The sequence below is a fragment of the Serratia grimesii NBRC 13537 genome, assembly GCF_001590905.1.
GTDB lineage: Bacteria > Pseudomonadota > Gammaproteobacteria > Enterobacterales > Enterobacteriaceae > Serratia > Serratia grimesii.
The window spans coordinates 314,313-334,269 of record NZ_BCTT01000011.1 but is presented as its reverse complement, the minus strand read 5'-3'; the positions used below and the strand labels follow the sequence as shown (position 1 = coordinate 334,269).

The 19,957-nt window shown below is 50.0% G+C and carries 17 protein-coding genes and 1 pseudogene; 14 read left to right on the top strand and 4 right to left on the bottom strand.

Going from position 1 to position 19,957, the window contains the following annotated elements; all coding sequences use genetic code 11:
* The first annotated feature begins 54 nt into the window (after positions 1–54).
* The 10 genes from SGR01S_RS15495 to SGR01S_RS15450 all read left to right on the top strand — a co-directional run bounded on the left by SGR01S_RS15495 (position 55) and on the right by SGR01S_RS15450 (position 11,944).
* Positions 55–2,046 (top strand): FUSC family protein, encoded by a 1,992-nt coding sequence (locus SGR01S_RS15495; RefSeq protein ID WP_167348760.1) that lies wholly within the window; start codon positions 55–57, stop codon positions 2,044–2,046.
* Between the two features lie 2 nt (positions 2,047–2,048).
* A complete protein-coding gene (locus SGR01S_RS15490; RefSeq protein ID WP_061807908.1) occupies positions 2,049–2,585 on the top strand; it encodes a TetR/AcrR family transcriptional regulator in 537 nt (178 codons plus the stop codon).
* 430 nt (positions 2,586–3,015) lie between these two features.
* On the top strand, positions 3,016–3,936 hold the full coding sequence (locus tag SGR01S_RS15485) for an alpha/beta hydrolase (RefSeq protein ID WP_061807907.1): 921 nt from the start codon (positions 3,016–3,018) through the stop codon (positions 3,934–3,936).
* 345 nt (positions 3,937–4,281) lie between these two features.
* A complete protein-coding gene (locus SGR01S_RS15480) occupies positions 4,282–4,692 on the top strand; it encodes a GNAT family N-acetyltransferase (RefSeq protein ID WP_037416683.1) in 411 nt (136 codons plus the stop codon).
* 25 nt (positions 4,693–4,717) lie between these two features.
* Positions 4,718–5,407: a helix-turn-helix transcriptional regulator gene (locus SGR01S_RS15475; RefSeq protein ID WP_037416680.1), complete on the top strand. Its 690-nt coding sequence runs from the start codon at positions 4,718–4,720 to the stop codon at positions 5,405–5,407.
* A gap of 20 nt (positions 5,408–5,427) precedes the next feature.
* Positions 5,428–6,723 (top strand): cytosine permease, encoded by a 1,296-nt coding sequence (locus SGR01S_RS15470; RefSeq protein WP_037416677.1) that lies wholly within the window; start codon positions 5,428–5,430, stop codon positions 6,721–6,723.
* Positions 6,724–7,342: 619 nt separating this feature from the next.
* Positions 7,343–7,957 (top strand): helix-turn-helix domain-containing protein, encoded by a 615-nt coding sequence (locus SGR01S_RS15465; protein ID WP_037416674.1) that lies wholly within the window; start codon positions 7,343–7,345, stop codon positions 7,955–7,957.
* A complete protein-coding gene (locus SGR01S_RS15460; RefSeq protein ID WP_037416671.1) occupies positions 7,958–8,854 on the top strand; it encodes a queuosine precursor transporter in 897 nt (298 codons plus the stop codon).
* Positions 8,832–9,674 (top strand): NADPH-dependent 7-cyano-7-deazaguanine reductase QueF, encoded by an 843-nt coding sequence (queF, locus tag SGR01S_RS15455; RefSeq protein ID WP_037416668.1) that lies wholly within the window; start codon positions 8,832–8,834, stop codon positions 9,672–9,674. The genes SGR01S_RS15460 and queF overlap by 23 nt, the downstream gene beginning before the upstream one ends.
* Positions 9,675–9,796: 122 nt before the next feature.
* Positions 9,797–11,944 (top strand): phosphocholine-specific phospholipase C, encoded by a 2,148-nt coding sequence (locus SGR01S_RS15450; RefSeq protein ID WP_061807906.1) that lies wholly within the window; start codon positions 9,797–9,799, stop codon positions 11,942–11,944.
* 91 nt (positions 11,945–12,035) lie between these two features.
* Here the strand turns inward: SGR01S_RS15450 and SGR01S_RS15445 are convergent, their stop codons facing one another.
* Complete coding sequence (locus SGR01S_RS15445; RefSeq protein ID WP_061807905.1) at positions 12,036–12,932, bottom strand: LysR family transcriptional regulator; 897 nt, start codon at positions 12,930–12,932, stop codon at positions 12,036–12,038.
* 271 nt (positions 12,933–13,203) lie between these two features.
* On the opposite strand from SGR01S_RS15445, the gene SGR01S_RS15440 reads away from it, so the two are divergent.
* From SGR01S_RS15440 to abgT, 3 genes are all read left to right on the top strand, one after another.
* Positions 13,204–14,520 carry a M20 family metallo-hydrolase gene (locus SGR01S_RS15440; RefSeq protein WP_061807904.1) on the top strand — a complete coding sequence of 439 codons (1,317 nt, stop codon included), beginning with the start codon at positions 13,204–13,206 and terminating at the stop codon, positions 14,518–14,520.
* Positions 14,517–15,968 (top strand): M20 family metallopeptidase, encoded by a 1,452-nt coding sequence (locus SGR01S_RS15435; protein WP_037416655.1) that lies wholly within the window; start codon positions 14,517–14,519, stop codon positions 15,966–15,968. The genes SGR01S_RS15440 and SGR01S_RS15435 overlap by 4 nt, the downstream gene beginning before the upstream one ends.
* Positions 15,969–16,071: 103 nt before the next feature.
* Positions 16,072–17,598 (top strand): p-aminobenzoyl-glutamate transporter, encoded by a 1,527-nt coding sequence (gene abgT, locus SGR01S_RS15430; RefSeq protein WP_061807903.1) that lies wholly within the window; start codon positions 16,072–16,074, stop codon positions 17,596–17,598.
* Positions 17,599–17,641: 43 nt separating this feature from the next.
* Here the strand turns inward: abgT and SGR01S_RS15425 are convergent, their stop codons facing one another.
* The 3 genes from SGR01S_RS15425 to SGR01S_RS15415 all read right to left on the bottom strand — a co-directional run bounded on the left by SGR01S_RS15425 (position 17,642) and on the right by SGR01S_RS15415 (position 19,401).
* Positions 17,642–18,217: an Ail/Lom family outer membrane beta-barrel protein gene (locus tag SGR01S_RS15425; protein WP_061807902.1), complete on the bottom strand. Its 576-nt coding sequence runs from the start codon at positions 18,215–18,217 to the stop codon at positions 17,642–17,644.
* 182 nt (positions 18,218–18,399) lie between these two features.
* Positions 18,400–18,966 carry a hypothetical protein gene (locus SGR01S_RS15420; protein ID WP_255212236.1) on the bottom strand — a complete coding sequence of 189 codons (567 nt, stop codon included), beginning with the start codon at positions 18,964–18,966 and terminating at the stop codon, positions 18,400–18,402.
* Between the two features lie 189 nt (positions 18,967–19,155).
* Positions 19,156–19,401 carry a hypothetical protein gene (locus SGR01S_RS15415; protein ID WP_061807901.1) on the bottom strand — a complete coding sequence of 82 codons (246 nt, stop codon included), beginning with the start codon at positions 19,399–19,401 and terminating at the stop codon, positions 19,156–19,158.
* 174 nt (positions 19,402–19,575) lie between these two features.
* Between SGR01S_RS15415 and SGR01S_RS15410 the strand changes: the two are divergent.
* Positions 19,576–19,898 (top strand): annotated as a pseudogene (locus SGR01S_RS15410) (transposase); the annotation flags it as partial.
* Positions 19,899–19,957 lie beyond the last annotated feature (59 nt).

Below are 19,957 nucleotides of genomic sequence, written 5' to 3'. Positions count from 1 at the left end.
CTGTGGCGTTTTCTGCAACAGGAGTTACACGCCTTTCCCGGACGTTATAACGCCATGCTGCGTTATCTGATCTCATCAGTGATTGTCATCATCATTTCGATGACGCTTAACGTGCCGCAATTGTCCTACTCTCTTCTGGTCATCTTTTTCGCTACGCAGCAAAACATTGTATTAACTCGGATAATTTTCCCATTATTTATTCTGGTAAATACGTTGGCCGTTGGATGCTCTATTCTTATTCTGAAATTCACCATCGATTACCCGATGTTGCGGCTACTGGTTTCGGCAGTCGCGCTGGTCACCATGCTTTATCTGATGCGTTCGTCAAAAAAAATGGGCTTTCTGTTTTTTGGTATGGCCATCACCGTAACTTATTCACAAAGCTTTGTTGATTTAACTTCAAATGGTGAAGCGCTACTGCGCAACTGCCTATGGAGTTGGGTTGCCGGCTGCTACGCAACTGTTGTGGCGCATATCGTTAATACACTTTTCTTGCCGGTCGAGCCAGTCAAACAGTTAAAACAGGAAATAGAGCGGATTCTGACGGTAGTCAGCCGGGCGTTACAAGCAACGGCGTCCGGAAAATCGGTGGAGACGCCGGATTTGTTAGAAATTCAAAACAGCGTACTCACGCTGCATAAATACTTGAAGTTCTCAGTGATGCGCAATGCCAGCTACCGAGAAAATGAAGATAAACATTTGGCGGAAATCGCCACAGTAGAACGTCTATATTCTGCTACACGTAAATTACACCGCCTCACGACCACGCCTTTATCACCGGCAATCGTCAGCCATTGTCTTTGGCTGGCAGAAGAGTGTCATACTTTCCTTGAGAGCATACAGAAAGACGAAATATATCATCTGACACTACAGACCCGGGAACAAATCCAGTCCCTACCAGACTGCCTGCGAGAAATCTATAGCTCGCTGATCAGCATCTCGCTGTTAGATTCCCACGAACAACAACCCGCCGCCATGGAATCAACGCTCCCTACCCCACAGATAGGCAGACAAGGGCTTTCATACGATTACATCAAATTCGGGGTCAAAACGCTGTTCTCAGTGGCTATCTGTTACGTGTTTTATACCAGTGTCCAATGGCCTGGCATTCACACATCAATGCTGACCTGTATCATCGTAGCCATGCCGGGACTCGGCGCGTCGGTACAAAAAAGCCTGTTGCGTATCGGCGGTTGTCTGGTCGGCAGCGCCCTAGCATTATTCTCTACGGTGTTTATCCTGCCACACATAGATTCAATCACCGGATTGCTGTTGATGGTCGTCCCGGTGATTGCCCTAAGTAGCTGGGTTGCCGCAGGTTCAGAACGCAGCAGCTACGCAGGTATTCAGATCATGTTCGCCTTCTCACTGGCGATGTTTACCGATTTTGCCCCCAGCCCTGAGCTGTCAGAAATTCGTGACCGCGTCATCGGCATCCTTCTGGGTATCGTGGTTGGAACACTGGTGCATGGCCTGATCTGGCCGGAAACTGAAGGGAAAAAGCTGCGCCTGTCGCTATCCGGTTTATTAGCCTACTTCTCAGAAAAAATCAGCCCATTGGCGCTGGACAAAGGTAAGCAAGTCGCAGGCTGGTCAAAACTGGATACCACTCAAAAACTGCTGGCACAGGTGGCACTGGAGCCTAATTGGCGTAGTAACGACAATGAACAGCTAACACTTAACTGTCAGATTTTACTTGGTAAACTACGTGAACTACACGTTGCACTGTACAATCTTGAAACAGAATATGCATTAGCCATCACCGAGAATAAACGTAGTGAGTTGTTTGCATTGATCGAGCGCTGCATGCATGTTCTCGCGACAGATATGAAAACCTACGGTGAAGGATTACAAAATGAACCGCCAACCACTATCGCTATTGGCAGCACATTGCATAACGATATGCAGACGACGTTGCTAACGTCAGGTGAAACACTTGAGCCTTGGGAGAAGCTACTTTTGATTCATGCTCAAGAGGTTATTACAATATGTCGTTCTATTCCCACATGGTGTGCGGATGGTGAAGTTATTTTATCCAGGGCCTGACCATGAAGAAAGATGTGATTCAGAGAAACGCTGATGAGACCAGAAAAAAACTCCTGCTCGCGGCAAAAAATGTGCTTGCCGATGAAGGATATATCGCCTTCAGCGAAAATAAAATCTGTGAGCTGGTCGGTGTCACCCGTGGCGCATTGAGGTACCACTTTCCTGCCGGTCGCTACGATCTCATCCGGGAATTGACGCAATCATTTATGGATCAGGTTCCCACTGGCGACACCAATGACATTAAAGCGCGCATCATTGAGCTGATCACATATATGCACCAATACCCACAGCATAATCCCCTGGTATTGCTGATGGAGATTTGGCTAGCCACCTCGGCTGACAAACGGCTTGAAGAGTCAGTTAGAGCAGTGTTCGAACAACGCTCTCTTGTATTATTTGGCGTCGATTCGTGGGAGACATTTCCTGAACACCTTATACCGTACCGACTGCTGTTCTGGGGCGCTATATTGGCACTGCATCAGCATGAAAAAGATAACCATAGTTTAAAGACGGTGATCGACTTCATCAGTACACACTGAATTACTGCGCATTAGATCGAGTAATCAGAAAGAAAATCTCATCGCTGGCCAACTACACACTCCGTGTTGGCCAGTGTGATTTTTTTTGAAAGCACAACTCATCTTAAAAAATTATTTTCAGGCATGGTTTAAATTATTTTTATATAAAAATCATCATACACTAAGTGTACCCTAACGTGACTCTCACCCACATTGTCATTTTAAAATAAAAACATGAAAAAATAATAAAAATCCATAAATTAATATTTTTACGTGAACTAAACCCACAATAAATAATTAAAAATCCGGCCAAAATATCAGGTATAGATGAATTTACCCTGCGCTAATTTGCCATTCATAATGTCTGCCACGCAGATCAGGATCTTACAGCAGTATGCCCATTTAACAATGAGATGTTAATATCGACGTTTTTCAGGTGAATAGGCTCAGCATGCCATCCTTTTATCGTCGCTGTCTTACCCTTGTTATCACGCTGATGATCGGCGTTGGCTCCCCTATGCTGGCGCAGGCCAGACCCGATCTGGAGCGTAAAATTGGCGTGACCGTCGCCGATACACAGTCACCTGATTATCAGTTCAGTGATTTGCGGTTCAATTCAGCGGATGGCCAGCGTCATTATCGCATCCGCATTGCGCAACCACGTTTAGCCCCGTCACCGGTTGGGTATCCAGTCATCTACTTTTTGGATGGCAACGCAGTACTGATGGAGTTAAATACCAACTTATTGGCTCGCCTTGCGGCACAAAAACAGCCGCCGGTATTGGTACTGCTCAGTTATGACAACGATTTGCGTATCGATGCCAATGGCCGCAGCTACGATTACACGCCGGCGCCACTGCAAACCGGTGGGATGCGGGCCAATGGCGGCGCAGATGCCTTTTTGAAACTGATCGAAAGCCAGATTAAACCGGCAGTGGCGGCCAAGGTAGCCATTGACCCTCAACGGCAAACGCTGTGGGGGCACTCTTATGGCGGCCTGTTTGTGCTGCATACGCTGTTAACCCAGCCAGCTTCATTCCAATATTACGTCGCCGTAGAGCCCTCTCTGTGGTGGGGAAAAGGCTTTATTTTGCAGGAAGCACAACGGGTTATTGATCGACATCCTGCATTATCTGCCCATCTGTGGCTGTGGACCGGCGGTGGAGAGAAAATGCGCTCAGCGCCGCCCAATATAAAGCAGCCCCCACTCCCCGCAGACGCAGCTCAGCAGTTAGCCGAGCGGTTGAACACGCTAAACGGGCTTGATGTGGACTTCCGGGAATGGCCCGGCTTGGATCATGGTGCCATGTTCAGTGCAGCTATCGCACCTGCATTGGAAAACATCGCTAAAGGTGGCGTTCAGGACAAATGATGGGATTTTAGGTGCTGACTCTGGGGATTCTTAAACATGGCGGCTCCCCTTTGGCAAGTTAGCTTGCTCTACCGGTGGAGCCTGAATGGCTAATGTATTTCCTGAAGGAGGCCCTGGTGAGGCACAATAGGAATAGATTGACTGGACAGGACTTACCGCTATTTATTACCGCGTATTGCGCTATTTTCTAGCCCCGTCACAGTTAATATAAAGGTTTGCCACATTGACGGGAACGGGTGAAAACCACCCTTGTAATACATTATGAAAAGTGATAGTTAAACCCGTTAGCAAGCATCAAATTGATTGCAAAAACAAATTATTATCACAGGGAATTATATTACAACGATGAATATCAATATTACCGATCAGCCAAACCCACAGGATGAAGAATTCGTCATTGATAGCCTTTGGGCCCACAACGAGAAAACCGAACATGTAGATATCCACCCGTTGTTCCTGACCATTACCGATGACGAAGGAAAAATCGTCGCTGGTCTGGTTGCCAGAACCTGGTGGGGCGGGCTTGAAGTTCAGTATCTTTGGGTCAGTGCCCAATATCAGAAAAGTGGCTATGGCCGCCAACTAATGGTGCAAGCCGAAGAAGAAGCCAAGAAGCGGGGTTGCCACATGGCTTATGTCGATACCTTCGACTTCCAGGCCAGAGGTTTTTATGAAAAATTGGGCTATCAGGTCTACGGTAATTTAGGCGGATATGCCAAGAAGCATACACGTCACTACCTGGCGAAAGAGATTTAACCCAATCTTAATCGGTGAGGTCAGAATGGATTCGCCCGATAAAAGTAATGAATTCTATTTGAAAGGCCTGATTGCCATGATGGAGCACTTAAGTGAGCCATGGGGCATTAAGGACCTGGCATCCCGTCATCTTTACATGAACCGGGCCGCCTACCTCTATACCAACACGCCATTAAGTTTTGATATAGCCGGTAAGCGAGACGACGAATTCCCCGCCGACTGGGCCGAGTCTGCGGCCGATTTTGTCGAACATGACAAAATGACCGAGATTTCGCGCGATCGGGTTGCCGTGATAGAGACGCATTATTGGTACGGGAAAGACAGCCTGACACCGTTTATCAGCGAAAAACTGCCTATCTACAACGATAAGAAAGAAGTATTTGGGGTAATGTGGAACGCCAAGCCGCTTAACACCTTATCCCCACTTAACTATATCAATCATCAAAAACCCAGCGTATTGACCACTGAAACTAACAGCACCATTTTTACCCGGGCTGAGCTGGACGTTATATTTTTAATGCTGCAACGGCTGTCGGTGAAAGAAATCGCCAAAATATATAACATCAGCAATAAAACCATAGAAAATAGAATATATAACATTTATCAAAAATCTGATGTCCACACACAGCAGCAGTTTGAGGAGTTTTGCAAATATGCTCAGCTGGACAGCTACATTCCCGATCGCCTGATAGCAAAAGGCATCCAGTTTATTTAAATAGCAAGGAATACCTCATTGTGATCAAAATTGAAGACTATCCGTTAACCCGGGTACCTCAGGATAAAAGAGTCTCGTTCTTAAGCGTAGCTATTGTGCATATGGGTATGCTGACCGCTCTGGATCAGTTTATGCTTGGCGCCGTATTGGGCCATTCAATGACACTGATCGATGCATTCACCGCCATTTTTGTCGGCAGCCTGATATTTGGCGTGGTGACCTACGGCCTTGGGTTGGCGGGTATGCGAGAAGGGATCTCCGGTAGCCTGTTGGCCCGTTGGTGCGGCTTTGGCCGGTTGGGTTCAGTCCTGATCGGCGTCGTTGTCGCTGTCAGCCTGCTAGGCTGGTTTGGCATACAAAATGCTATCTTCGCCAAATCGTTGGATTTCGCTCTTGGCAATAAACTGGGCTTTGGTCTGGCGGCCGGTTTGTCCGGTACTCTGTTGACCATTCTGGTGGCGTTCGGCTTCAAGGCCTTGCGCATCGCCGCCAGAATTGCGGTACCGATGTTTATTATGTTGGTGGCCTATATTTCCTACATCACCCTCACCGGCCATAACCTGCCGGAGATTATCCAACTCATGCCGCCAGGTGATCCGCTGTCGATCAGCGCTGGTATCACCATTGTGGTCGGCGGTGCGATTGTTGCCAGCCTGATGACCCCCGATTTAACGCGCTACTCCAAAAACAGCAAGCATGTATTTGGCGTGACTATTCTCACCATTGTCGCCGGAGAGTTCGTGGTTAACGGCCTGGCACTGCTGATCGCCAAAACGCTCGGCACAGCGGATGTGGTCACCATCATGTCACAAGTCGCCGGCGGTGCAGGATTGCTGGTCGTAGTATTCTCCACACTGAGAGTTAACGATCTCAATCTGTATTCATCGTCACTGGGCATCGTCAACGCCGTTGAAGGCATGACCGGCAAAAGACTGAAATACACCGCGACCACGTTGGTGATTGGCGTATTAGGTACCACACTTTCCGTATTGGGAATTCTGGACCGGTTTGTCGATTTCCTGACGGTACTTGGCGTGGTATTCCCTCCGATTATCGGCGTTATGTTGGTCGATTATTATCTGCTGCGTACTCATCGCAAGATTCTGGATGAGAGCCGCCAAGAAGGAAAACTGCCTGACCAAACGCCAACCATTGGCTGGGCGGCCATCATCGCCAGTATTGCTGGCAGCATCGTCGGATTGGTGACTGAATGGGGTGTGCCAACCATCAACTCACTGCTGGCCGCTAGCCTGCTGTATTGGGCACTTAAATTGACGGTAAGTCGCTCTCAGAAACCGGCGTCTGCACAAAGCTGATTTGGCCTGAGTGATATCTCCACTCTCCACCACGGGGAGTGGGGAACTCGGAAACAGAGAGATAAGAGATACAATTACCGAATGATGACATCACGTCATAAATAGATATCGGTCGGCTAACTAGCCGACTGGCATCAAGATAGAGGGGTGGGTTTTAAACTGCAGCTTTACAGCCGATGACGTAATTGAAATTCCCTGGTGTTAGTAGCTAAAACATCCTTTAATACTCAGAGAATGGAAACGCCTCCCTCTCAGAGCTTTTTATTATAGAAGCTGTCCGACGATTACCTATTAACCATTTGGATCGTCAATAAACACTTCAGTATGGGTGAACATTAGCTCACAAAATCCGCTCTGGTCAACACAAAAGTAGACACAAAACTCACTTTTGTGTTCACTTTTCTTGGATTGAAATGTAAGTGATTGATTTATATTTAATTACCTTTATTTCTCATTATATGCATCATGATAAATGCCTCCGTGCCCACGACAAGGGGTAGAATACTTTCCGTTTCTAAAGTGTAATCAGCTGGTTACCGGCACAATGTCCGTGTCCGTTCTGGACAATGCCGGTGCGTGCGATATAGTAAAGCCGGCCAGAATATTGTAAGGAATGCTTATGAAGACCACTAACGCCCAGCGCAAAGTCAACATCATTAAGAATATTGAATATCTGATGCGCACCCGGGGCGAAACCAAGGCATCCTTCTCTAACCGTACTGGCCTGACACGCACCACCATCTATAAGATCCTGGATGGAAAGGTCAATAATGTGCAGCAAGCCACCGTTAACCGGATTTCAGATTTCTTTGGCGTTTCCTGTGAAGAGATCGAAGACTATGATCTGGAAAAGCTGGAGCTGCTCAACGAAACCCTTTCCACCGAAGGGAATAAAAACCCCTCCGCCATTCCTGTTATTCCGCAGTCACGTTTTTTAGCGGTTGCCGGCAAGAAGATCGGTCAACTTGTCACAGAGTTCCCTTTGACTTATTTCTTCGGCGATGAGTCAAATATGGTAGCAATGAAAATAGAGACCGAAATAAAAGGTTCATTTATCCCTGGCGAGGTCATTATTATAAAACGCCCGCCGGTGCTGGTTTGCAATTCGCCTTTATTGTATCACTCGGGAAAAAACGGCTTTTTTGTCATTAATGACAAAGAAGAAAGCAGCATGGAGAAAAATCATCAGGATACCGTGCAATTCCTGGGTTATATCTTTGGAGAAAGGCTATAAATGGAACCGAATCAAAAGTTCAAGCTATTGGGCTTTACCCGACATGGCACCCTGGCCGCCAATGTCATGGTATTAGCTACAGGCAAAACCATCACCATGGGGCTCAATGAGCTGGCCGACAGCGAAATATCGGAAGATCTCAGCCGACATGAGTTGCAGGCGCTGTACCGCAAGATTTACGGTAACAATCAGCAGCAAACCGCTTACGAGCTCAGCGATCGCCACGAACGCTCCTGGTATGCCTATCTGATCATTACCGTAGCACTCAGCGTGATTTATATATTTTCAACCCTGTGTGGCGTCAAACCGATTCAAATTCCCGCGTTGAACCTGATCACACCGCCCGCTATTTTTATTTATCCTCTCACTTTTATTCTGGTCGATATTTTAAACGAGTTTTACGGACTACGATTGGCCAGACGTACCATCATCATCTCGTTTATGGCCAACCTGATTTTTGTACTGGGTGTTTGGGCCACCACACTGGTGCCGAGCATTCCTCAGTGGGAATTCAGCAAGACCTATGATGGTATCGTTCACAGTATTATGGCGGTACTGGTCGCTTCATCTGCGGCTTATTTGATCTCCGAGAACGTCAATTCCTATCTGCTTTGCAAAATCAAAGAGTTGACCAACTCCCGCTACCTGTTTGTGCGAGTGATCACCAGCACCGTTGTCGCTTCAGCCATCGACAGTGTGGTGTTCTGTACACTGGCGTTCTACAACGTCTTGAGCTGGGACATCATCAAAACCATGATCTTGTCGCAGTTCCTGATCAAGGTGGTCTACGCCCTGGTAGGGGTCGGGCCAATTTACGCCGCCCGTAGCCTGTTTAACCGCTATATCAATACCGATCTTGCAAGGAGCAATGAATATGCATATCAAAAAACAAGATAAAATCACCCATCTTGGCGCTAACTCCGATTATCCGGACCAGTATGCTCCCGAATTGCTCGAGGCTCTGCCGCGTGCTCGCGGCCGTGATCTGATCGGTGTAGATGAACAAAACCTGCCGTTTAGCGGCTTCGACCTGTGGACTGCCTTCGAGCTGTCCTGGCTCAACGCAAAAGGCAAGCCAGTGGTTGGCATTGGTGAGTTCACTCTGCCGCATTCTTCCACCAATCTGATCGAGTCCAAATCATTCAAGTTGTATCTCAACAGCTTTAACCAAACGCGCTTTGACAGCGTGGAACAGGTGAGCGCGGCGATGCAAAAAGATTTGTCGCAGGCCGCTAACGGTCAGGTCGGCGTTAAACTCTATCCGGGATTGGACGGGTATTCATCGCAGATAGACCGCCTGCCGGGCATCAATATTGACGATCTGGATATCGCCGTGGATGACTTTGACTTTAAGCCAGAATATCTGGACGGAGCTACCCATGAGCAAGCAGAAACCGTGACGGAAACATTGTCCTCCAATCTGCTGAAATCCAACTGTCTGGTCACTAACCAACCGGACTGGGGCAGTGTAGTCATCCACTATCAAGGCCGGAAAATCGATCGCGAACGCCTGCTGCGCTACCTGATCTCTTTCCGTCAGCATAATGAGTTCCACGAGCAGTGTGTCGAGCGCATTTTTAACGACATTAAGAAAAGCTGCCAGCCGGAAAAACTCAGCGTATTTGCCCGCTATACCCGCCGCGGTGGTCTGGATATCAACCCGTTCCGCAGCGACTTTGAAGCCGCACCGACACTGGGTCGACTGATCAGGCAATAAACCCTTCGATAATGCTCCCGCCCGGGAGCATTATTTTTTCTCCTTTCATCTCCTTGTTATTTTTCGCCATTATCGTCGTTAACAACTATCTTCAAAGCACACCTATGGGAGTTTAACGACGCATGCCTGATTTTTCGCGCAGAGAAATACTGCGGGCTGCCGCCATCGGATCGGCTTTTTCACTGTTACCAGTCTCGATCCGTAAAGCACTGGCAATTCCGGCCAATAACCGCACCGGCACGATTAACGATGTCGAACACGTGGTGATCCTGATGCAGGAAAATCGCTCGTTCGATCATTACTTCGGCACACTGCCCGGGGTACGCGGCTTTAGCGATCGCATTACCATCCCGTTGCCCGACGGCCGTCATGTGTGGCAGCAGCAAGGGGAAAATCGGCTGGTGCTGCCCTATCACCTGGACAGCAAGCGCGGCAATGCTCAGCGGGTTAGCGGCACGCCGCATTCGTGGGTAGACGAGCAGTCCGCCTGGGACAGCGGCCGTATGAGCGCCTGGCCCACGTACAAAACGCCGACCTCGATGGGGTATTACCGTCGCCACGAATTGCCTTTCCAGTTTGCGCTGGCCGAAACCTTCACCCTGTGCGACGCCTATCATTGTTCGATCCACGCGGGTACCAATACCAACCGTCTGTTCCACTGGACCGGGACCAACGGCCCAACGGCTGCCGACGTCGCTGTCGTGGTCAACGAATGGGACAGCCCCGGCCCCGTTGAGGTCGGCTACCAGTGGCATACGTATCCAGAACGACTCGAAGCCAGTGGTGTCAGCTGGAAGGTCTATCAATTTTTGCCGGATAACTTCACCGATAACCCATTAGCGGGTTTTCGCCAGTATCGCGCCGCCAGCGTTAAAGTGGGTAATCCGGCGCAGCCGCCGAAAGATTTCACCGCCTTTGTGCCCTACCGCGATGAGCTAAACGCCGAAGCGCCGCTGTACAAAGGGAATGGCAATACACTGCCAGCCGCTAACGGCAATGATTTGGCCGCGATGTTAGCCGGTTTCCGCGCCGACGTGCAGCAGGGCAAACTGCCACAAGTCAGTTGGATTATCGCTCCGGCAGCCTACTCGGAGCACCCCTGGCCGTCCAGCCCGGTTCAGGGGGGCTGGTTTACTCAAGAAATCCTCAATGCACTGACCGACAACCCCGAGGTGTGGAGCAAGACCGTACTGTTGGTCAATTACGACGAAAACGACGGTTTCTTCGATCATATGCCTTCACCTTCCGCCCCCTCATTACGCGAAGACGGCAGCTTTGCCGGCAAATCAACGGTGCCGTTCGACAGCGAAATATTTCAACACGTTGCCCCTCCGGGTTCACAGGACCAACCCCCACCAGACGGTCGCATTTATGGCCCCGGACCACGCGTGCCAATGCTGGTGCTATCACCCTGGAGCCGTGGCGGTTGGGTCAATTCACAGGTATTCGATCACACCTCGGTACTGCAATTTTTAGAGAAACGCTTCCAGGTGCATGAACCGAATATCAGTGCCTGGCGACGGGCAGTGTGCGGCGATCTCACCTCTGCGTTCAACTTTGTCGACCCTAACGGCGAGACGTTACCCAGCTTGCCGGCAGTCAGTCGTCACGCTGCCGACAGCCTGCGCCAACGGCAGGAACAGTTACCACAGGTACCTCTGCCGCCACCGGACAAGCAGCAGTTACCGCACCAATCGAGATTGGCACGTCCATCACGTGCGCTGCCTTACCAACTGCACGTTGAGGCCACCAGCTACCCCGAACAACACATGGTGACGCTCAATCTGTACAACACTGGCGCACAAGGCGCGGTATTTCACGTTTATGATCAGCTCAATCTGGATCAGATTCCACGGCGCTATACCGTCGAAGCAGGAAAGGCCGTCAGCGATAATTGGTCAACGACGGATGAATACCATTTGTGGCTACTGGGCCCCAACGGTTTTCATCGTGAGCTGCGTGGCAACGTTCAGCAGCCGCAGCCAGAAGTACGCCTGACCCCACAGGGAGATCGTTTGTCGCTAACGCTCACGAACCCCGGTAGCCAGACAACAACAGTAACCATCGCCCGTTGCCCCTATACGCAACTCGGCCCTTGGCGAATTGAACTGCCGGCAGGTGGCCGCCATCAGCAAGCCTTTGACGCCAAAGCCAGCGGTGGTTGGTACGATCTTTCGTTAGAAGGTTCTCATGGCTGGCGGCGACGATTGGCAGGCCGTCTGGAAAACGGCGATCACAGCGTCAGCGATCCGCTGATGGGCAAAGCCTAAGATATCCGCACAGGGGTGTTCAAAAAGCGAAAGGATATGGATTATCACCCGCCACTTTATTCGGGAGCGGGGATAACTCGCTGCGGCATTTTCACCGGCAATACAGCCGAAACAAGCGCGCCAAGTGTGCGCCCATCGGCGTCAGCGTGGTGTCTTTACGCTGGATCAGATAAAACGTCGCCTTTGGAAGGCTCTCCTCCAACGCCAGCGGCACCAGATGTTTGCCCAATATTGGATCAGAAATCACATCTACCGACAAAATACTGACAAAGTCGCTCTGCGCCACCAGGCTGGTGCAAGCCATAAAAGTCTCGCAGGTGACGCTGATCGACGGCGCCATCCCCAAGTCCCCGAACAAATCATGCAACAGCCGATAGTAGCTGCCTTTAGGCGTTGGCATGGTCCAGTCGCAGTGTTGCAGTTGCTTAAGTGATGTCGCCCCCTCCATCGGGTGCCCCTTACGCACCACCACTTTATACTCTTTCTCCATCAGCCGTTCGTATTGCAGCTCATTGTCCATGCTACTGGGGTAATAGGTATTTACGGTAAAATCCAGTTCACCCTGTCGCAGTTCCGGGATCATCGACACCAACTGCCCTTCAACAATTCTGACTTTGACCTTAGGGTATTCACGATGAAACTGAGTAATCACCTGCGGCATCACTGTTCGCGCAATACTGCCACCGACGCCGATATTCACAGATCCCCCTGCCAGCCCTAGCCGTTGTTGGATATCTTCCTGCGCCACCCGGAGTTCTTCGAGGATCAGACTGGCATGTTGGAAAAAGTTATCGCCACAGTCGGTGAGCACGACCCCTTGGCTACGGCGGATAAACAACTTAGCCCCCAGTACTTGTTCCAGTTCCTGAATCGACTTGGTTAGGGCGGGCTGTGAAAGGCGTGAAGTACGGCTGGCGGCGCGAATGCTGCCCTGCCGGCTGACTTCTACAAACGCACGTAATTGGTGCAATTTTATTGAGGCGGGCATAGGCAAGTGGCGATAACTGTTGTTTATCAATAGCAAGATATTGGCATCTTATTTAGCCCGATTCCATTGTGTACATTCGAAAAAAACATAATAAATAACCAAATTCTTATTTCGCTTAATTAAACGCATTTTCTGCGGTGATAAGCGCTCTTCACGGTAGTTAGTCACTAAATACGCCATTTTCATTAAATAGTTTCACCGTCTGATTTCAGTTCAGCGCACCACTGCTGCCCGGCATTTACCTGGGCGCGATAACTTATGAGATATCCCAATGAATAATCCGCTTTCGATGTTGGTGACCGATTTATACCCGCAACTGCAGGCTTGGCGCCGTGACTTCCACCGCTATGCCGAGTCAGGTTGGTTTGAGTTCCGCACTGCTACTCTGGTGGCTGAAGAACTGGATCGACTGGGCTATCGCCTGCAACTGGGTCGCGAAGTAATTAATGCCGATGCACGTATGGGGCTTCCGTCTGCCGAAGCCTTACAGCAACAAGAGCAACGCGCACGTGAACAAGGTGCACTGGAAAAATGGCTGCCGCACTTTTCCGGCGGTTTTGCCGGCATTGTTGCCACGCTGGATACCGGACGCCCTGGCCCGGTGATTGCCTATCGGGTTGATATGGACGCGCTCGATCTGAACGAAAAACTGCAACCGGATCACCTGCCGTTCCGTGAAGGGTTCGCCTCCTGTAACAACGGCATGATGCATGCATGTGGTCATGACGGACACACCACCATCGGCCTGGGACTGGCGCATGTATTCAAGAACCTGGAACCGCAACTGAGCGGCACCATCAAACTGATTTTCCAACCGGCGGAAGAAGGCACCCGTGGCGCAAAATCCATGGTGGAAGCCGGCGTCGTTGACGACGTTGATTTCTTTACGGCAGTGCATATTGGCACCGGTGTGCCTGCCGGGGAACTGGTGTGCGGCAGCGACAGCTTTATGGCCACCAGCAAGCTGGACGTCACCTACCGTGGCATAGCCTCCCATGCCGGCGCCAAACCGGAAGACGGCCGTAACGCCCTGCTGGCGGCGGCGGCGGCCACATTGGGGTTGTACGCTATCCCACGTCACAGCGAAGGCAGCTCACGCATCAACGTCGGTGTATTACAGGCCGGTACTGGCCGTAACGTGATTGCCGATCAGGCCTTTATGAAAGTGGAAACTCGTGGCGCCACCAATGCTATCAACGAGTTTGTCTACCAGCAGGCACTGAATGTGATTGAGGGCGCAGCCAAAATGCACGGCGTGGAATGCGAGATCGCGCTGATGGGTGCGGCGCAGAGCAGTAAACCGACCCAACCGTGGGTGGACTATATCCACCAACAAGCACAGGGCATCGCAGAGCTATCTTCAGTAGTTGATCGCCGCGAGCAGGCCGCAGGTTCAGAGGACGCCACTTATATGATGGAACGGGTTAAATCCCACGGCGGACAGGCCTCTTACGTGATTTTCGGCACCGAGCTGAGCGCCGGACACCACAACGAGAAGTTTGATTTTAACGAGCAGGTCATGGCGGTAGCGGTGAAAACACTGGCGTCTCTGGCGCTGAACCTGCCAACGTTTGGGAGCAAAGCATGAGTAATCCGCAATTACTGGCGTTCATCAATCAGTACATTGACCAACACCAGCCCCGTTTCAGCGCACTGAGCGACAGCATCTGGGATCACCCTGAAACGCGCTTTACCGAAACCTATTCTGCCAACCTGCTAGCCGATGCGCTGGAGCAGGAAGGCTTTACGCTTGAACGTGGTGTTGGCGGTATTGAAACCGCGTTTATCGCCAGCTATGGCAGCGGCCATCCGGTGATCGCGCTACTGGGCGAGTACGACGCTCTCGCCGGACTGAGCCAGCAAGCGGGGTGTGCCACACCGGAACCCTTAGTGGAAAACGGTAACGGTCACGGTTGCGGCCACAATCTGCTGGGTACCGCCGCACTGGCAGGGGCATTCGCCGTGAAAGCCTGGATACAACAACAACACCTGACCGGCACCGTACGTTTCTACGGCTGCCCCGGCGAAGAAGGCGGCTCCGGCAAAACCTTTATGGTACGTGAGGGGCTGTTTGATGGCGTCGATGCCGCCCTCACCTGGCATCCTGAAGGCTTCAGCGGGATGTTCAACACCAGTACCTTAGCCAATATTCAGGCAGCGTTTCAGTTCAAGGGAATCGCAGCTCACGCCGCTAACTCGCCACATCTTGGCCGCAGTGCACTGGATGCCGTGACATTGATGAATACCGGTGCCAACTTTCTGCGTGAGCACATCGTGCAGGAAGCCCGGCTACATTACGCAGTCACCAACACTGGGGGCAGCTCACCCAACGTGGTGCAGGCCGACGCAGAAGTGCTGTACCTGATCCGCGCGCCGCAGCTCGATCAAGCGCAAGATATTTACCAGCGGGTGATCAACATCGCCAAAGGCGCGGCACTGATGACAGACACTCAAATGACGGTGCGTTTCGACAAGGCCTGCTCCAACTATGTGCCGAACCGTAGCATGGAACAGGTGATGTATCGCTATGTCTGTGATTTCGGTTTGCCAGAGTACAACGAGGAAGAACGCAGGTTCGCCACCGAGATCCGCCAAACGCTAAACAAGGACGACCTGCGTAATGCCAAGCTGAATATCGCCCGTACCGGCGGTGCTGCCGGGCGCGAATGGGTGCAGAATTTGGGCGACAAAGTACTGATGGATGAAGTTGCCCCTTATGTGGCGTCTGAAGATCTGCTGTATGGCTCCACCGACGTCGGTGATGTCAGTTGGGTAACGCCCACCGCTCAATGCTTCAGTCCGTGTTTCGCACTCGGCACACCATTGCATACCTGGCAACTGGTAGCACAAGGCCGAACCTCTATCGCACACAAAGGCATGTGCCTGGCGGGTAAAGTCATGGCGGCTACTGCCATCGAACTGCTGAGCGACAGCAACCTTCTGGCTGACTGCCGTCGTGAGTTCGAACGCCAGCGTGCAGAACAGCCCTACAGTTGCCCAATCCCCAAGGGCATTAAACCTTCACCGTTAAAATAACGACTACGCTGCAAAGGCCCGTAAACCGGGCCAGTAACAATAATTATAATTAAATCAAATAATAAAAAATAAACACAACAGGACAAACACAGAGGGTAAGCCAATGAGTGAGGTCACAACGTCAGCGAATAAAAGCCCCGGCCGCGTTTTTTACTGGGTAGAACGCATCGGGAATAAAATCCCCAATCCATTTTTACTGTTCGTCTATTTGATCGTTGTCTTAATGCTAGCCACCGCGCTGTTCTCTTGGCTAGACATGGTGGTGAAGAACCCGGCCACTGGCGAATTAATCAAGGTGAATAACCTGATGAGCGTGGAGGGCATGCAGTGGATCTTCCCCAATATCATTCATAACTTCAGCAGCTTTGCCCCACTGGGTGCCATTCTGGCATTGGTGATCGGCGCCGGGCTGGCCGAGAAGGTCGGGCTGCTGCAAGCCTTGATGTACAAGATGGCTTCACGCGTTAGCGCCCGCTATGCCAGCTACATGGTGCTGTTTATTGCCTTTTTCAGCCATATATCCTCCGATGCCGCACTGGTGGTAATGCCGCCGCTCGGCGCACTGATGTTCCTGGCAGTAGGCCGTAACCCGATAGCTGGATTGCTAGCCGCTATCGCTGGGGTTGCCTCAGGCTTTACCGCCAACCTGTTGATCGTAACAACCGACGTACTGCTTTCCGGTATCAGTACTGAGGCCACCAAAGCGGTGGACGCCGCCGTCCACGTCAGCGTGATCGACAACTGGTACTTTATGGCAACTTCAGTGATCGTGTTGACCATCGCCGGGGCGCTGTTAACCGATAAGTTTATTGAACCGCGCCTGCCAAAATGGCAGGGCAGCGCCGAGGATAAAATTGAGGCGCTGACCCCACTGCAAAACCGTGGGTTGATGATGAGCGGTATCGCTGCACTGGTGTTTATCGCCATTATCGCCGCACTGGTGGTGCCGGAAGCGGCCCCGCTGCGCGATCCTAAAACCGGTTCGGTGATCCCATCGCCGTTTATTAAAGGCATTGTGCCGATCATTATCCTGTTCTTTTTCACCGTCGGTATTACCTATGGCGTCGTCACCAAGCAAATCCGGCGTCCGGACGATATTCCCCACCACCTGATCGAACCGATGAAAAGCATGGCCGGGTTTATCGTCATGGTATTCCCGTTATCGCAGTTCGTGGCGTTCTTTAACTGGAGCAACATGGGCAAGTTTATGGCCATCGGCCTGACTGACATGTTGGAAGCGGCAGGCATGAGTGGTGCACCGGCATTTCTGGGCCTGATGTTCCTTTCCGCCTTCCTGTGTATGTTTATCGCCAGCGGCTCCGCCATCTGGTCGATACTGGCGCCGATCTTTGTGCCGATGTTTATGCTACTCGGCTTCCACCCTGCGTTCGCGCAGATGATCTTCCGCATCGCCGACTCGTCGGTGCTGCCACTGGCGCCGATGTCGCCGTTCCTGCCGCTGTTTCTCGGTTTTCTACAGCGCTACCGCAAAGACGCCCAGCTTGGTACCTATTACGTGCTGATCCTACCGTATCCGCTGGTGTTCTTTGCCGTGTGGATTTTGCTGTTGCTGGCATGGTATGCGCTCGGCCTGCCGATCGGGCCGGGGGTCTATCCGAAGATGGGGTAAAGGTTGCCGGCCTCCATGTCAGGAGGCCGGCAGCATTCAACTATCAGAAACGATAGCCAATGCCGATGTTGAAGCCGTTAATAGCGTGGTTTTTATCATCGGCATCCAGTCTGGATCCTTCGTAACCGACATCAATCGCCAGGTTCTCCATTGGATTGACCTGGAAACCGACACCGTACATAAAGGACGTTTTCTTCTGGTTACCGCTCTCTTCGCCCATATATTCGTAAGCGCCGTTTGCGTAGTTATTCCAGGATGACTTGTAATCAAGCTTGTTATAATTCAGCCCCAGCAAACCATAGATGCTGATATATTGGTTAAAACGATACGCTGGACCAACAGACAGAGAGTAGTATTTAACTTCAGCGTGGTGATCTATCACGTCACGGTAGAAACTGTAAGACTCATTCTTGTCACCGCTCATATAGGTAAATGAGCTGATAACGCTGATCGGGGAATCCCACTCGTAGCGGTATTTTAAGTTAACGCCATTGATATTCTTGAAGTCCTGCACCTTGCTCTGTGCATAGCCGGCAGTGATAGTGCTTTGCCCGGCATGTGCCGCAGTTCCGAAACCCAGAGTGGAAATAACAATACTGGCAATGACTAATTTTTTCATAACAATCATCCTTAATAGTAAGTAGAACAACATTGGTGCGAAAGCATTGGTATCTATGTCATATTGACGGCATAAATAATTTATTAGTTTTAATCAAGATAAATTTATATATAAAGTTAGAGAGTAACACACTCACTGCAATAATTAATCAGTTGAACCGGTAATTTGTGGACTACTACGCATCAATAATAATTCCTGCCGCCCAAAAAACCTGTTTTATAGTTGCATTCTTTGTCTTCATTACCCCACGACCTTGGTGCATGGTTGCTGCTGGTCAGGTCAACAACACTTACACCCGACTTGGATGAGTAGATGTCATAATCGTGCCCAACCTCAGGGATAAAATGTGAAGAGCGTGTAGCAATGATTTGGGTATATTGAGACCTAAACGTCTCTTCTTTATAGGTGATACTGACATGCTGATTCGCTTTGATTTTGTATTCTATCGCATCCATCCCCTGCATCTCGGTAGACGGTGGTAACATGCCTGGTAGTTTTTTATTGTAGGTTGACTTGATACCCATGACATTGACACCCGCAGTCAAACTCTTGGCATCCACAAGTTTGTAGCACTGCCCTGATTTTTCATAAACCTCAAGAGTTAAAGGCGGCAGGTAGTTTTTCACCCTGATCCTGGAAAAATCTGCACCTGCGTAATCATCTACAGATTTTGTTAAGTTCACGGAACAGCCAGAAACAGTACTGACTGATAGAACAATAGTAAAAATTAAACCTAACTTTATCACCACAACAACCCCACTCCATTGTTAGCAAAAACAACATATAGTTTTAATCGAAATGCCTAAGATTCCATATCGAGGAAGAGACTGAAAAATGTTCTTCCTGAGTAATTACGTCTATTATACTTTAAGGCTCCGGTGGCTCATCAGACGATGATTTCTCATTAGAGTTATGTTCATCTATTCTAGTAAAGATAGCTAAAATCCTTTTATTTTCAAAAAGCGAATAAAAACCATCCCAATCCCTAATATCCCTCCTCCGAAAAAACTTAACTTTGCTGTATGTAATGCACGTTGCCAAGTCATATCAAACTCACCATTCAAGAACCATAGAACTCCTGAAAATAGTAAGTTAGTTGCTAACCCAGCAACTATTACGGCCAGAGTTATCATCGTGATCAGTAACAATGAAAAAACTATCTCTTTAGTTAAATGCATATTCATTTTTTCTCTTCACTCTTCTTTTCTATCTTATCAACCACTTTCTGAGCACCTACACCGCCGCCCTCAGCAGTCACTGACAATACCGCATTACCTACTGTAAGTATCTCGCATAATCGTGCCATTCACATTTAGAGTTCTTCCGGCATACTCATTTTGCCAACGAAGGAGATCGCTATGCGTAAAGCCCGTTTTACTAAGCATCAGATCATCACGGTGATTACGTCAGTTGAAGCTGGACGAACAGTGAAAGATGTCTGCCGCGAGGCCGGAATCTCTGAAGCCACATATTACAACTGGAAGTCTAAATACGATGGAATGGAAGCATCTGATATTAAAAAGATAAAGGATCTTGAGGACGAGAACCGACGGCTCAAGCAGATGTTTGCCGACCTCAGTCTTGAGAATCGCGCACTGAAAGAGATTATCGAAAAAAAGCTCTGAAGCCAGCCTTTAAGCGTGAGCTGGTGACGCATATGATAACAACATTCGGACTGAGTAGTTGGTTTGGTAAAAGCAATGTCATCGTACTTTAAACAACCACAACACGAATCCAACA